Genomic DNA, 15807 nt, shown 5'->3' on the forward strand with positions numbered 1-15807 from the left:
TAGCATCCAGAGGTTCAAAAACCTTGCACTTTCGTCGGCGAGCGCCGGGCAAATTGGGAAACTAAGCGACGAAACTACTATTTTGTAAGCTGTGTGGCTTCTAGATTCGCTCTGGAGACTTATTCAGCAAGCCCTAGCTAAATCTAATTTGAGGCGTGTAGTAATTAGTACTTTAAACTGGGATGGTTGGGGTGGTAGATACGGTTTGACGTGACTGTAATTTTTAACATCATCGAAAACTATTAGCGTGTCCCCCTGTCGCCAATGTTGCCAACACCAACGTACTTGTTCTGCTAACTCCAAATCCTCTGGTGGGTGCAAGCCCAAGTCTGTTGTAGCAAATTGTAATATTTGCAGCCCAATATCTGACTCTCTGGCTCTTAACCAGCAGATACCGCCAGGGTAATTGTCCAACTGTAAATGTAGCAGTGAATACTGGATTGCTAATTCGGTTTTACCAACTCCCCCCATACCTTCAACAGCAGCAATTACCACCGAATGATTGCTTTGTAGCTGTTGGTAGAGGCGTTCTAATTCTCTTTCTCGTCCGACAAATTTATCTGTGTTGCTAGCAGGAATATTTTGGGGGAAACCTGTTGGTTTAGGAAGCTCACCCAAATTGTTTACGGTTTTGTAAATCTGGGTAATATTTCCGACTGTAATATTGCCATTAGCCTGGACATCCTTAAAAATTTCTTGTCTGGCAACTTGAGAGTCTGAATGATTAGTCATGATTTCAGGCTTCTTGATTTAAGTTGCCTACATCAATGTTTGTAGCTTTCACCCCTTTGAGCATTTCCTGCTCAACCGAACCATCCCGCGCGGCTTTCTGGCTGATGTCTTTGGCTTTCAAATCACCAGTTAATTCAATCTCACTCAGAACTACCTGACGTATACTTTCATCTTGTGCTTGTAGCTGCTCGACTAATTCTTTAAGTTTCTGAGCAAACGCTTCATCAGCATCAATTTGGGTTTGCAGTTCATCTTGTAGCTTTGTCTTATTCACTTCTGTAGGTTGATTTTGTGCGCGAGTCAACAACCCATCTGTTCCCTCTGCTTTAAACTTTTCACGGATGGTATTTATTAGAAGGGTAAATGTATCAGCCGCACCTTTACCTAAAGCTTTTCCACCTTCTTTAATTGCCTCTGAGAAAAATAAAGAGACAATCACTGCTGCCGTTAGAGGTTCTACCATCAGCTTGCACTTAGATTTAGTATTAATAGTCATACATACAAACTTACTGTACAACTTTTCGGATTTTTAGGTATTTATAAAATTACGAGAGTTCAAGCGGTAAAGAGCGTAGTGCTGCATTACACCTTCGGTACATCCTTACCCCCCTTAATCCCCCCTTATAAAGGGGGGAAATCAGAAATTTGGTTCCCTCCCCTTTATAAGGGGAGGGTTAGGGTGGGGTAATTCGAGGACTGCTAATGATTGGATAACTTATGTGTACACCGTAGCCTTTCCAAGGGGAGTCCTATAGTTGAATTATATTTATGATACTTTTGGGCGCGATCGCCTTCACCATAACTTAGGTTGAGCTAAGGAAACCCATTACTTAATACTCCGACACGATTTCAAAGTACCTCAACATGACTTGGAGGTACTCCAACACGATTTCAAAGTACCTCAACATAACTTGGAAGTACTTCAACACGATTTCAAAGTACCTCAACATGACTTGGAAGTACTTCAACACGATTTCAAAGTACCTCAACATGACTTGGAAGTACTCCAATACGATTTCAAAGTACCTCAACATGACTTTGAGGTATCTGCTACTAGTCAAGTGTAACTTTTTTAATAAATTTCTCAGTACAATCTACTAAAAATAATTAAGTCGATCTTAATTTGCTTTAATTTTTCCGAGTTATTTCTCAGAGAAGTTTAGGGTTGCATTGGCTAGAGTATATGCAGTAATCCTATAACCTCCTTCAGGAGCGCATTTCATGGCACGACTAAAACGCAGTTCAACCACTCTCGAAAAGGCTATCCGTCGAATTGCCGGAATGCGATCAATTAGCCCTACGCTAGAATTTGGCAAAGGATTAAGTTTGACAGACTACGACAGCCGCATCCAAACCTTGCAAACCGAGCTATCTACCTACAACACTTCACTCTCTAGCATAGATGAAATGGCAGGTCGCATCTCTCTAATTGAAGAAGAATTGCGCGGCTATTCTGAAAAGATGTTAATGAGTGTGGCAACCCATTATGGCAAAGACAGTTTGCAATATATCCAGGCGGGAGGCAAGCCACGCCAGAAATTATCACGCCGTTCGAGCAACACCCAATCCCCATCAAAGAGTACAGCTACAATCTTGAATGGTGCAAACAACAATGGTAAAGAAACCTCTGTTGTTTTACCCTAATGTTTAACTGCATCATGCTGGAGTGTTGCTGATTCTGGGTATAAATTAGAAGTTGTATGAATTAAAAAGCGATTGGTATTTCTTGTCAATGTGTAAGTCTTACTTCAGTTTTGTTTAAGTCCCGTTATTCCCCTTATTTCCCCACTCCTTATCCCGGCTTATGATCCAAACGGGTGGCTTGCTCTAAGGCGGCTTTTTCTCTGGCTCTGCGGGCATAGGGTTGTAATTGGGTGCGATCGCAACTTGTTAAAATACTCAAGTTTTCCAAGGTGATTCCCCGCATTAACATTTCTACACGCCAGGTTTGTTGTGCCTGTCCGATCACTGACGTTTTTCCTTGGGGAGTTAAAAGTCCCTCACTCCATGTTTGCCAACGTGTCTCAAGCTCTGATTCTGAAAGCGGTTTCCCTGTTTCATTCAAAAACATGGCTGTTTGATTATCTTTACGGCTTTTCAGCCATTTGATTAGAGGATTATTCGTAAAAGAACCGTAGCGTTTGCCCAAAATCCACTGATTCACAGGTACTTGACGGACAAATCCAGGAATTGTGATTTGCAGGAAGTGTCCTTGAGTATCGCAGATTTGGTGCGATCGCTCCAAGCTAATTATTTCTGTGGTGGATAATCCAGCCCCAAATAACACATAAGCTAAGGCATAATCTCGTATTCCCGAAATCCTTGCTTGTTGCAGAATTTCGTTAACTAAACTAGCTGGTAAATCAGCTACTTCTGTGGTAATCAAGCTTTGTAAGGAGTTTGTTGCTGATTCTGCTGAAGCTGACATGGCTCCATGTAAAAACAACTCCACCAAATTTTCTAGAAAATCATCCCGATCCTCCCAAAGTTCATGAAATTCGCTGGTGAACTCAATTACGGCATATCCCAAGATCATCCCATTTAGCAAACTGGCTAATTTTTCTGCCGTTAAGTAGGTGTTTAAGTGTCCCTGCTGGATTACAGTAGCTAAATACTGAGCTACATAACGGTTTGCCTCTGTTACTCCCCTGCCTAGTGCGCGGCGATTTTCAGCCGGGAATTGGTCGGCTTCACCTACCACAGACCGGACGAACTCTGGCACTTGTTCTAATGTATGTAACGTATCACTTGCATAATCTTTAAGAGCTTGGTAGACATTGCCCGGAGGCGTTGCCCGCCGCACCAGCGACTCACCTAAATTCTTAAAGGCTGCGGACTCTTCTAGCACAGCTAAAAGCAGTCCATGCTTATTGCCAAAATTCCGAAATAATGTCACTTCGTTGACTTCGGCTTTTTCAGCAATTTGGCGGGTTGTGGTGGCGCTGACTCCCTGAGCAGAAAACAACTCAAGGGCAGCTTGAATCAGGCGTTGACGAGTGGAAAAGAGTTGAGACGACATAGAAAAGTGCAAGTGGCACTTGCACGGAGATCAGAATTCTGCTAGGATAACAAATGTAAGTGACACTTGCTTTACTCTACTGTAACGAATTGGTGTACAGGTGGCATCCAAAAAAAAAGCAAATTGCTTCATCATCCATCAACAGGAATTTTTATGACCGCAAATTTTGGGGCGTTCGCTAAAAGCGTTGGCGAAGCCATCGCCCCTGAGAGAGGCAACTCACCTCAACTCAGTTGGACAAATGTAGTATTTTTTGCTGCATTTCATGCCTTAGCACTTCTGGCTCCTTGGTTTTTTTCCTGGTCAGCACTAGGTTTACTCATGTTTCTCCACTGGTTATTCGGGAGCATTGGTATTTGCCTGGGATATCACCGACTACTGAGCCATCGCAGTTTCCAAGTTCCTAAGTGGTTAGAGTATGCGATCGCCCTGATTGGAGCGCTGGCTTTGCAAGGGGGGCCAATTTTTTGGGTAGGTGGACATCGCCAGCATCACGCTCACACGGAAGATATTGACCTAGATCCCTACTCTGCCCAAAAAGGATTTTGGTGGAGCCATATACTGTGGATTTTCTACCCACGTCCCGAATTTTTTGACTATGAAACCTATAAAAAATATGCCCCTGATCTAGCAAGACAACCCTTTTATTGCTGGCTGGATCGCTACTTCTTGGTCTTGCAAATACCCCTCTCGCTGCTGCTTTATGCCTTAGGAGGATGGTCTTTTGTGGTTTACGGAGTATTTGTCAGGTGTATCTTCCTTTGGCACTCAACCTGGTTTGTGAACTCAGCATCACATCTCTGGGGTTATCGCACATTTGAGGCCAATGATGGTGCCCGTAATCTTTGGTGGGTATCCCTCGTCACCTATGGAGAAGGATGGCACAACAACCATCATACTTATCCCCAGATGGCGAAATCCGGGTTGTCTTGGTGGGAGATTGATGTTACTTGGTGGAGCATCCTAGTTTTGCAGACTTTGGGTTTAGCAAAAAAGGTTGTCTCGCGTCCACCTCAAGGTGCACCTCACGGCTAAATTGCAACTGAACCATTATGAACTTGCCGAGCCGACTGCTGATTTGCCGTCGGCTTACTAATTTTTATCAATAACTCTACATTCTAGCTTTCAAGTTGTATTAAAGGAGTGGCGCAGTATATCAGTTGCAAGTTGACATATTTCGCTACTTACAAGTTTGTTGAACAAAATCTCTGACTACCTATTTCACAGTAAAATTGCAACGCGGCAAATCTCAGCAATACATCAAGCGTGAAAACTGACAGTATTTTTTATCGCCTTTTTCAAGAATTTCCTAGCATATTTTTTGAATTAATAGGCAATCCACCCCAAACAGCAAAGGCTTATAAATTCTCTTCAATTGAAATCAAGCAAACTGCATTCCGCATAGATGGTGTTTTTCTGCCAACACAAGGGGAAGAAAATCCGATTTACTTTGTTGAAGTCCAGTTTCAAACTGACGCAGAAATTTATTCGCGCCTAATTTCAGAAATTTGTTTATACTTACGTCAAAATCAACCTAAAAATTCTTGGCGAGGAGTAGTTATCTATCCCAATCGCAGTTTAGATACAGCAGACATCAAGAATTACAGTGAATTTTTCAACAGCCAGCGTGTAAGTCGCATTTATCTAAATGAATTAGGTGAAACAGCATCGCTGCCAGTTGGAATTGCTACTATGAAATTAGTGGCAGAAAATGAAGATACAGCAATTGTGACTGCCAGGGAATTAATAGACAGAACCCGGCAAGAAATTAACATCGAACTACAACGGCGGCAGTTATTAGAATTGATAGAGACAATATTAGTTTATAAGTTTCCGATGATGAGTCGAAAGGAGATTGAGAGTATGTTTGGATTAAGCGATTTACAGCAGACACGAGTTTATCAAGAAGCCAAGCAAGAAGGTAAGCAAGAAGGCAAGCAAGAAGGTAAGCAAGAAGGAGCGCGTCAAGAAAAATTTAGAATGATACCTTTGTTATTCAAATTGGGATTGAATTTTGAAGAAATAGCGAAAGAGTTAGGTTTGAGTATAGAAGAGGTTCAGCAAGAACTACAAAAACAGCCTCAAAGTCAGGACACGTAACCTACAATTAGCACTGCTCAGAGATACTCTTAAATTTTTCCATTCCCGCAATTTTTAATTTTTTGTATGATTTCCCTGTCTCCCATTCTCCAAGCTAGACTGTCCCAACCCCTCAAAATTGGCTCGTTTGAGGTAAAAAGTCGGGTTCTCCAGTCGCCTCTATCTGGGGTGACGGATTTGGTGTTTCGCCGTCTCGTGCGTCGCTATGCGCCAGATTCGATGATGTATACCGAAATGGTTAATGCTACAGGGTTGCATTATGTCAAGCAGTTACCCAAAATCATGGAGGTAGATCCCAATGAACGTCCAATTAGCGTTCAACTATTTGATTGTCGTCCAGATTTTCTGGCAGAAGCAGCAATCAAGGCAGTTACCGAAGGTGCTAATACTGTTGATATTAATATGGGTTGTCCGGTAAATAAAATCACTAAAAATGGTGGCGGTTCTTCGTTGTTGCGACAACCGGAAGTAGCAGAGGCAATTGTGCGGGAAGTAGTAAAAGCTGTTGATGTACCTGTGACAGTAAAAACCCGTATTGGCTGGAATGACAACGAAATTACTATTCTCGATTTTGCCAAGCGGATGGAAGATGCAGGAGCAAAAATGATCACGGTACACGGACGCACCCGCGCTCAAGGATACAATGGCAATGCCCGTTGGGAATGGATTACCCGTGTGAAGGAAGTGCTTTCTATCCCAGTGATTGGGAATGGAGATATTTTCTCAATTGAGGCGGCGGTGAGATGTTTAGAACAAACTGGCGCTGATGGCGTCATGTGTTCCCGTGGGACTTTGGGTTATCCCTTTTTGGTGGGAGAAATTGATCACTTTTTGAAAGCTGGGGAGATATTACCACCACCAACCCCAATTGAGCGTTTGGAATGTGCAAAAGATCATTTACAAGCCTTATGGGAATATAAAGGCGATCGCGGTGTGCGTCAAGCCCGTAAGCACATGACTTGGTATGCTAAAGGTTTCGTTGGTGCTGCCGAACTCCGAGGACAGTTAAGTGTAGTTGAAAAGGTAGATCAAGGTTTGGCAATGATTGACCAAGCAATTGAAAAACTAGCTAATGGTTATGAATTAGAAGAAGAAGCATTAGGTAGTTTGGTAATGATTTAAAAAATCAATCTTACTCGTAGACAAATTATTGCCTTGAAAAGGCAGGGCTATTTCATTCTAGGCATAAACCGCCCAAAACTAAAGTTTCAGGCTAATAGCTAAAGTCCGTTAAAACGGACTATAACCTTTTTTCAGTCGTCTTTAGACGACTTTCGCTATTAGACTCAGAATTGATTCTGAGGCGGGCTAGATGAGAATGAAATAGCCCTGCTTGAAAAGGCGATCGCTTTAGTTAATCATAATATGAAAACTGGATCGCCGAAAGTACAAGTTTTATCTCTATTCCCCGTAGTAAAAACTAGTCATCTTGCCTCTGAATATTGATTATTGACAATTAATTAAAAATAATCAAACTACAGATGATTTCGCCTTTACGAGTGCTTTGATTGCAACTAAAACTTGAAGGTTGTGCGGATACCTCCGACGTATATAGTATCGTTATTATCGTTATGTTCGGGATTGGTAATCACAATTACACCAGGGGTAATAGCAATGTTGTCAGTAATTTGATAACGATATAAAGCTTCTATATGGAAGGAGGTATTATCGTCTTCATTAGCACTGATGCTGTTACTAACGACTTTCGGAGGAATGCCAAAGATAATCGCACCTAAATTTCCTCGCTTACCTAAGTCAGGAAAAGCTAAGTTGACTGCAAAGTTGAAGATATCAGCATTATCATTGCTAACCTGAGAGTTAGCAAAGGTATATTCTGCCCAACCTGAAAGCACGATTCGCTGACTTAGTTGAATGCTAGTACCTAACTGCACAGAGTCCGTTGATGTAGCAACATTGCCAAAGGGTTGAGTAGCTTTGGCACTACCAGTAGTGAAAGTCAGGTTCACGCCACTTTGACTGGTTTCACTAAAGTAGGAGCGAGCGTAGATTATGCCAAAGTCAATACCTTTTTTAGGACTATAAACTAACTGCGCCAAAGCACTATAATTACCGTTAAAAAACCCGTTACCTGATACGGGGGAGGCGCTATCTGGAGCCATATAGCCCAAAGTTAAGTTGAAATTGTCGTTAAACTGATGGGCTACTGTTGCCCCTGCCCCAAAAGCTCGGTAAATTGGGCTATACCGTCCAAACCGAGAGAAACTACCGTTACCGCTACCTTCTAATAGTGGGTTAAGAGTGTAGATGATATCACTCAGTTCTGTATTGAAAGCAGAAACAGTGACGGCGGTTTGCTTGCCTGCTGGGAAGCGATAGTAAATGTAATCTACCTCTACATTATTCCTACTATCACCATCAACAGATAAGCGGGTCATTCGTGTCCCTGTAACATTGTTATTAAACGGCGTAATGTTTCTAGCTTGCAAGCGAATACGTAAGCGATCTTTACCACTGAAGCTTGTATCAAAAACCAGTCGCACGCGATCGCCCAGGATGATATTCTCATTTAAGTCGGGGTTGTTATCTGGATTGTCGTCTCTGTCAGCTGCTGTATTGCCAAATACACCGCCGAGGAAAAAGATAGCTTCGCCACTGAGTTTGGTAGTGGTAGAAAACTGATTTGCTTCAAGTTGTGCTGTATTAACTTCGAGGGCATCGACTCGGCCCCGTAAGGTGGCAAGTTCAGATCCAAATTCTGACTGTAACTGTTGCAGTGTAGCTAAATCTTCTTTGCTCACTTGGTCAGCTGTGGCAGTAGCAATCAGCTCATTGACGCCATCTAGACACGCATTTAAGCCAGCAGCAAATTCGTAACGAGTCAGCGCGCGATTACCACGATAGCTACTGTTTGGATATCCAGCAATGCAACCATAGCGCTCGACTAAAGATTGTAGTGCTTGAAATGCCCAATCTGTAGGTTGAACATCAGAAAGCTGGGAAACTGAAGTTACCTGTGCAATGGATTTAGGTGTGGAAGAGGTTTGGCGGTGTTGATTGATCTGCTCTAAAGTGCTGGACGTTGGACTAGTAGTTACTTTTGATGCGGCAGTTGGTATCTGTGCTATTGGGACACTGCGAATCTGGATTAGATGAGATTTTTTGATAGATACTGGAGCAGTTGGGTAAAGCGATCGCTCATCTGACTCTTTGCCGATTGCTTCTGCTGCCAAGCTTTCATTAGCTATTAGTAGAGTAGCACTAAGTAAAGCAAAACTCAGCTTTAAAGCATTCCAAGCAGCCTTTGACATTTTTGTTTCCTCACACCACATTTACTTTCACTTCTAGGACTTCTGGCATTAACCTAATCAGCAAACTTTCCTAGATTTAACTTTGCTCTAGATGTCTATATATGTAGATAAGAGGTTATAGCGAAAGTAGAATCTTTGCATTAAGGTTGGGTTAAATTGGATTTATTACTGCTTTAATTTTTGAAGTGCTAAAAGAACAGGAAGTAATAAGAGTTTTAGAGAGTTATTGCGTAAATCTGATAAGTGTGGTGCGATCGCTCGGATATAAGGCAATATTATTTACCTATTCTTAACCTAATTTATCCCTTATCACAACCTGTTTTTTCTAATATTCATTATTATTACTAATTTTCGGTATCTCAATGATAAATTTCAAACGGCAGAGATATCTTCTCCTCAGTCTGCTGATTGCAGCAGTAATACTTATAGTCAGTATTGAGCCAATTAGAGCTCAACTTACTAGTCCTGTTGGTTCACTTCCTGGTGGTGCATCTGTATTACCCACAGGTTTGGTTATTACACCTAGAGCCGCTCCCGGCTCGACTTTTATCCGTTTAGCTACAGGTTTGCGATCGGATACCAATGCTGACGCAGCCGAAGCTGTAACTACTACCTTAAGTCCAGACGGCAAAACCCTGCTTGTGCTGACTAGCGGCCGTAACCTGAATTTCAAAAATGAAACCACGGGAGAGGATATTACCTACCCCATCCTTGACTCTAATACTGGTAAACCGACTAGCGAGACGACAAGGAATGCCGAGTGGGTATTTGTCTTTGATGTCAGTGGCAGTACTCCAGTTAAGAAGCAACAGATTAATATCCCTAGAACTTATGTTGGCTTAACTTGGGCAAAAGACAGTAAACGATTTTATGTCTCAGGTGGGCTAGACGATCGCGTTTATGTTTATAAATTTGATAGCAGTAAATACATTCCAGACGCTCCGTTCATTTTGCTCGGACACGCTGGCGGTTTGTTAAGCGGTACTCCAGCTAAAGATTACGATACCAGTCCAATCGTGTCAGGAGTTGCCGTAAGTCGAGATGGTAAGACTTTGGTGGCTGCTAATATCGAAAATGACTCAATAACGATTGTTGATACCGCCACCCGTAAAATTATCCGCGAGGTGAAGCTGTTTGTTCCCGGCAAGCAGGTAGCAACTGGAGAATTCCCGTTTGGCGTTGCCATTAAGAATGCGAAGAATGGTGCAGCGGCCAAAGCTTTTGTTAGTAGTCTGCGCGATCATGAAGTTTTAGCTGTCGATATTATAACGGGTGCGATCGCCCGAATTCCAGTCGGCGGACAGCCCAACAACATCCTACTCTCGGCGGACGAAAGCTTGCTATTTGTCGCCAATGGTAACAGTGACTCGGTATCTGTGATTGATACTAATAGTAATAGTGTCGTGAAAACCATTTCTCTGTCTCGACCAAGTGACAAGTACAAAGGGGCAAATCCCAACTCCTTAGCTCTTAGTCCAGACGAACGCACACTTTACGTTACCTTGGGTGGTGAGAATGCTGTTGCTGTTGTAAACTTGCAATCTGGCCAAGTAAGTGGACGTATCCCCACTGGTTGGTATCCCAACTCTGTAAGTGTCAGTCAAGACGGGCAAAAGCTGTATGTTGTCAACGCCAAAAGCACTGCTGGCCCCAACCCTTCAGCTGGACGAACAACAGTAACCGGACAAGCACGTAACACCACTTTTAGAGATGAATATATCTATGCTCTAGAAAAAGCTGGACTCTCAACTATTCCGGTGCCAAAAGGCAATACTTTAGTTACACTTTCCGAGCAGGTAGATAAAAACAACGGTTTTTACAATCGCCGTCCTGACCGGATAATGAGATTTCTTCAGAACAAGATTAAGTACATCGTCTACGTGATTAAAGAAAATCGCACCTACGACCAAGTACTCGGTGATTTACCTATTGGCAATGGTGATCCTCAATTAACTGTATTTCCCCAAGCAATTACTCCCAACCATCATCAGTTGGCACTTGATTATGTAACGCTCGATAACTTCTACGATAGCGGGGAAGTGAGCGGTAACGGCTGGGGCTGGTCTACCTTTGGGCGAGTCACAGACCATACAGAGAAAAGCGTTGCAGTCAGCTATGGTAATGGTGGCTTTTCTTACGACTATGAGGGACAAAATCGTAACATCATTATTGCTCTGCCCCAAACTAACGCTGCTCCCACACAGCTAAATACTCGATTAACAGGGGTGTTAGATCCAACAGGCAACTCCTCGATCCTACCGGGAAATGTAGACATTAGTGCGCCAGAGGGAGCCAACGATTTAAAACCCGAAGCAGTTGGCGGTTATCTTTGGGATGCGGCACTCCGATCTGGCAAAACTGTACGTAACTACGGTTGCGTAACCGATCTTTCCTTCTATGGCAGTGGTCAGAGCGATCCAACTAAGCCCGACCCAAATAATCCTTTGTATATCCCTGTTTCCCCCACAGCATATCCCAATATCCCGCAAAGTCCAGGTACAAAACCATCGCTGTTAGGGCGTACTGACACTTACTTTCGGGGATACGACCAGAAGCAAAGCGACATTTATTCATTCAATGAGTGGCGACGTGACTGGGAAGATTACATCAAGAAGCAGGGAGAACCACCTAACTTAACGATGATTGCTCTGGATCATGATCATTTTGGTGCTTTTGGCAATGCTTTGGCAGGATTAAATACGCCGGAATTGCAAATGGCTGATAATGATTATGCACTGGGCTTGTTAGTAGAAACTATTTCCAAGTCTCCTTATGGGAAAGAGACAGCCATTTTTGTCCTAGAAGATGATGCCCAGGATGGGCCAGATCATGTTGATGCTAGTCGCTCTCTAGGCTATGTCATTTCACCCTACACCAAGCGCAAAACCTTGATCAGCAATAACTACAACACCGTCACGATGATCCGGACGATGGAGGATTTATTAAACATTGGCTACCTGGGGATGAATGATGCTAATGCCCAGCCAATGTCAGATGTCTTCACTCGGAACCCAAACTTTACACCTTACAGTGCGATCGTGCCGGGTAACTTGTGTAAAGCTCCAGTAGATCCTAAACTTGTACCAGCTTGTCAAAATCCCAATGTAGTCAAGACAGCAGCTATTCCCTCCCAGCATGATCAACAGTGGTGGTTACAAGCAACCAAAGATTTCTACTTTGAAGTTGAAGATAAGCTCGATACTGATGCTTTTAACCACGTTCTTTGGTCGGGAGTTAAGGGCGATCGCGTTCCTTATCCAACCGATCGCAACAATGTAGATTTACGTCAGCATCGTCCCCAATTACTCGAAAAGTGGGGCAATTTAAATGCTTCTCTTCCTTAAGAGATAGTTGAAAAAAATAGCGATCGCTCCCCTTGGTAAACCCCAGTAGTTAAAGGAATGCTACACTCTAGCTTGGGATGCGATCGCTTTTTTCTGATAGCCGAGTATTAACCAAAAACGATTCCCGCTGAACCAGAAATCAGCAGGCGATCGTTTTTGCTCAATTCTCTGCGCTTCCCTCTGCGCGACGGCAGTCGCTACAACGCGGAGGCAGTCCGTTGGGCAGCTTTGCCGACTTGAAGGAACTGCCGTGGGAACCCCCGCAACGCGCTGCCTCCACTTTGCGTTTAAGTTTCAACCCTCAATTCGCCACCACTTTACGCAAAGCTGTACTTAGCTGACGACAAAATTTACCAACTTTCCAGGCACCACAATTACCTTTTTGATCTCTTTACCCTCAATGTAACGCTGGGCAACTTCCGATTCACGGGCGTATTTCTCCAACGCTGCCTTATCTGCTTGCGCTGGTACTTGAATCGCGCCGCGAGTTTTGCCCATAATTTGAATCACTAAAGTAATTTCATCAGCTACCAAAGCAACCGGGTCAAATGCTGGCCAAGTTTGAGTGTGAACTGAATCACTTTCACCCAATAAATGCCACAATTCATCAGCAATATGTGGTGCAAAGGGTGCTAGCAAAACCACCAAACTCCGAATACCTTCTGCGTAAATTGGGGAATTTTTCCCGTCAGCATCAGTTAAAGCATTACTCAACTTCATCAATTCTGAAATAGCTGTGTTGAATTGATATTCGTCTTCCACGTCTTCCGTCACCGCTTGAATAGCCGTGTGAATCGCGCGCCGCAATTCCTTTTCTGCCTTAGTTAAATCAAATTGGGCTTTCTTACGAGATACCCCAGCCGCAACATAATCTGTTACCAAACGCCAAACCCGATTTAAAAAGCGGAATTGTCCTTCCACATCGGCTTCATCCCATTCCAGGTCTTTTTCTGGTGGCGCTTTAAACAAGATGAACATCCGCGCTGTATCTACACCGTATTTGGAAATTACATCTTCTGGCGCTACACCATTGCCCTTTGACTTAGACATGGTAGCGTAGAGACGTTGCAATGGTTCACTTGTCTGCGGGTCACGGGGGTCGGCTGGATTGACCAAATTAGAAGGAATCCATTTATCTTTGCCGCTTTTGTTGGGATTCAGGTAAGTTAAACCCTGCACCATACCTTGAGTTAACAGGCGTTGGAAGGGTTCATCAAAGTTCACTAACCCTCTGTCCCGCAGTACCTTAGTAAAAAACCGCGAATACAACAAATGTAAAATCGCGTGTTCAATCCCACCCACGTACTGATCAACTGGCATCCAGTCATTAATTTTACCAGAATCGAAAACCTGTTGTTCATTCTTAGCGTCAGGGAAGCGCAAGAAATACCACGAAGAATCAATAAAAGTATCCATCGTGTCAGTTTCCCGCTTCGCCGGAGTTCCACAAGTCGGACAAGGCACATTTACCCAGCTTTCCAACTGAGTCAAAGGTGAACCACCACGTCCAGTAAATTCCACCTCTTCTGGCAACTGTACTGGCAAATCTTGATCAGGAACTGGCACTATCCCACAGTTAGGACAGTAAATTATAGGTATCGGTGCACCCCAGTAACGCTGCCGTGAAATTAACCAATCCCGCAAGCGATATTGCACCCGCACTTTACCAAAACCTTGTTGTTCGGCGTATTCAACTATTGCTTGTTTAGCATCTGTGGAAGCCATGCCAGTAAAAGCCCCAGAATTAATTAAAATTCCTGGTTCAGTGTATGCCTGGTTGTATTCAATTTGGATAAGTTGTGTAACTTCATCAATCTCTGATGTTGGAGTTAAGTCAAAACCTGCAACATTATCTGGGGAAGCAATGACAAAATCAATCGGCAAATCGTAATTTTTCGCAAACTTAAAATCTCGGACATCGTGTGCTGGTACACCCATCACTGCCCCAGTACCATACTCATACAGTACATAATCAGCAATCCAGATAGGCACTTCTTCCCCTGTAAACGGGTTAATTGCCATTCCGCCTGTGGAGATACCCCGCTTAGGTTTGTCTTCAGAGGTACGTTCCAACTCACTTTGATTGGAAACCTCTTTAATAAAGACTTCTACCGCCGCTTGTTGTTCTTTTGTGGTGACGCCCTTTGTTAAGGGATGTTCTGGTGCTAACACTAGGTAGCTGACACCATAAACCGTATCTGGACGTGTAGTGTATACGCCGATTTTTTCATCTATCCCAATGATGGGAAATTCCAAGTAAGCGCCTGTAGATTTACCAATCCAGTTTGCCTGCATCAACTTGACGCGTTCCGGCCAACCTGTCAACTTATCTAAGTCATTGAGTAATTCTTCGGCATAGTCGGTAATCTTAAAAAACCACTGCCGCAATAATTTGCGCTCAACTATTGCCCCACTGCGCCAAGAACGTCCTTCGTTATCAACTTGCTCATTTGCCAGTACAGTTTGGTCAATGGGGTCCCAGTTTACCGCTGCTTCTTTTTGGTAAGCTAACCCCGCTTGCAAAAACTGTAAGAAAATCCATTGTGTCCACTTGTAATAGTCTGGTGAACAAGTAGCAAGTTCACATTCCCAGTCAATGGATAAACCAAGACGCTGTAATTGTTGCCGCATCTGGGACATATTTTGATAAGTCCATTTTGCTGGCGGTACACCACGGTCAATAGCGGCGTTTTCTGCTGGCAAACCAAAGGCATCCCAACCCATTGGGTGTATTACCCGATACCCTTGCATTCGCTTAAGGCGGGCAATCACGTCGGTAATCGTATAATTACGGACGTGACCCATGTGTAGGCTACCCGATGGATAAGGGAACATGGATAAAGCGTAAAATTTCGGCTTATTGCCAGCTGCCGATGTTTTATCTAAGCCAAGTTCTATCCATGTTTTTTGCCATTTTTCCTCAATCGCTGCTGGGTTATATCGGGAATCAACAGAAAGACCTTTTTCCAATGGTTTCATGCCTGTTACGTTTTATTTCTACTAAATTTCTAATACTTACCCTTTTTTAGTACATTTAAACTACTATTTTGAGGGAATTATCTGTCTAGTAATTTTCTAATTTGATTTCTAAAATCAATTTAATATTTCTCTCTATCTTATATCCCTAAAGTTCTTTGACTATATACTCCCCATAAAAATAGATATAAAAAAAGTCCCCAGGTTTAGGATACTGGAGACTGATATACTATACTTTTGCAGTTTTTACTATTTGTGGATGAGTAATAATACTCATGGCATGAGAAGAGGATTTCTTTAAAAACTAGTTCACTAACGCGTCGGACTAGTTATTTTTTTTACATAACTAGGTTGTTTCACACTTAAT

General features: G+C 43.0%; 10 protein-coding genes. 5 read left to right on the forward strand and 5 right to left on the reverse strand.

The features are described from left to right. Positions 1-123: 123 nt before the first annotated feature. Together ACEW80_RS18550 and ACEW80_RS18555 are read right to left on the reverse strand one after the other, a co-directional pair. Entirely contained in the window at positions 124-732 is a 609-nt protein-coding gene (locus ACEW80_RS18550; protein WP_373528007.1) for an NB-ARC domain-containing protein, read from the reverse strand. Positions 733-736: 4 nt separating this feature from the next. Next, positions 737-1228 (reverse strand): hypothetical protein, encoded by a 492-nt coding sequence (locus ACEW80_RS18555; RefSeq protein ID WP_373528008.1) that lies wholly within the window; start codon positions 1226-1228, stop codon positions 737-739. Positions 1229-1953: 725 nt separating this feature from the next. Here ACEW80_RS18555 and ACEW80_RS18560 point away from each other — a divergent pair. Further along, entirely contained in the window at positions 1954-2376 is a 423-nt protein-coding gene (locus ACEW80_RS18560; RefSeq protein ID WP_373528009.1) for a hypothetical protein, read from the forward strand. Positions 2377-2524: 148 nt separating this feature from the next. Here ACEW80_RS18560 and ACEW80_RS18565 read toward each other — a convergent pair whose 3' ends face one another. Next, positions 2525-3751: a TetR family transcriptional regulator gene (locus ACEW80_RS18565; protein ID WP_373528010.1), complete on the reverse strand. Its 1227-nt coding sequence runs from the start codon at positions 3749-3751 to the stop codon at positions 2525-2527. 153 nt (positions 3752-3904) lie between these two features. Between ACEW80_RS18565 and ACEW80_RS18570 the strand changes: the two genes are divergently transcribed. The 3 genes from ACEW80_RS18570 to dusB all read left to right on the forward strand — a co-directional run bounded on the left by ACEW80_RS18570 (position 3905) and on the right by dusB (position 6973). Beyond that, a complete protein-coding gene (locus ACEW80_RS18570) occupies positions 3905-4786 on the forward strand; it encodes an acyl-CoA desaturase (RefSeq protein ID WP_373528011.1) in 882 nt (293 codons plus the stop codon). A 231-nt stretch (positions 4787-5017) separates the two neighbouring features. Continuing rightward, entirely contained in the window at positions 5018-5851 is an 834-nt protein-coding gene (locus ACEW80_RS18575) for an Rpn family recombination-promoting nuclease/putative transposase (protein WP_373528012.1), read from the forward strand. Between the two features lie 66 nt (positions 5852-5917). After that, positions 5918-6973, forward strand: a complete 1056-nt coding sequence (gene dusB, locus ACEW80_RS18580; protein ID WP_373528013.1) for a tRNA dihydrouridine synthase DusB — start codon at positions 5918-5920, stop codon at positions 6971-6973. A 392-nt stretch (positions 6974-7365) separates the two neighbouring features. Here the strand turns inward: dusB and ACEW80_RS18585 are convergent, their stop codons facing one another. Beyond that, positions 7366-9120, reverse strand: a complete 1755-nt coding sequence (locus ACEW80_RS18585; protein WP_373528014.1) for an iron uptake porin — start codon at positions 9118-9120, stop codon at positions 7366-7368. A gap of 362 nt (positions 9121-9482) precedes the next feature. Between ACEW80_RS18585 and ACEW80_RS18590 the strand changes: the two genes are divergently transcribed. Continuing rightward, positions 9483-12464 (forward strand): hypothetical protein, encoded by a 2982-nt coding sequence (locus ACEW80_RS18590; RefSeq protein WP_373528015.1) that lies wholly within the window; start codon positions 9483-9485, stop codon positions 12462-12464. Positions 12465-12797: 333 nt separating this feature from the next. Here ACEW80_RS18590 and leuS read toward each other — a convergent pair whose 3' ends face one another. Then, on the reverse strand, positions 12798-15443 hold the full coding sequence (leuS, locus tag ACEW80_RS18595; RefSeq protein WP_373528016.1) for a leucine--tRNA ligase: 2646 nt from the start codon (positions 15441-15443) through the stop codon (positions 12798-12800). Positions 15444-15807: the final 364 nt, after the last annotated feature.

The sequence above is a fragment of the Nostoc sp. genome (genome assembly GCF_041747015.1).
Taxonomy (GTDB): domain Bacteria; phylum Cyanobacteriota; class Cyanobacteriia; order Cyanobacteriales; family Nostocaceae; genus Nostoc.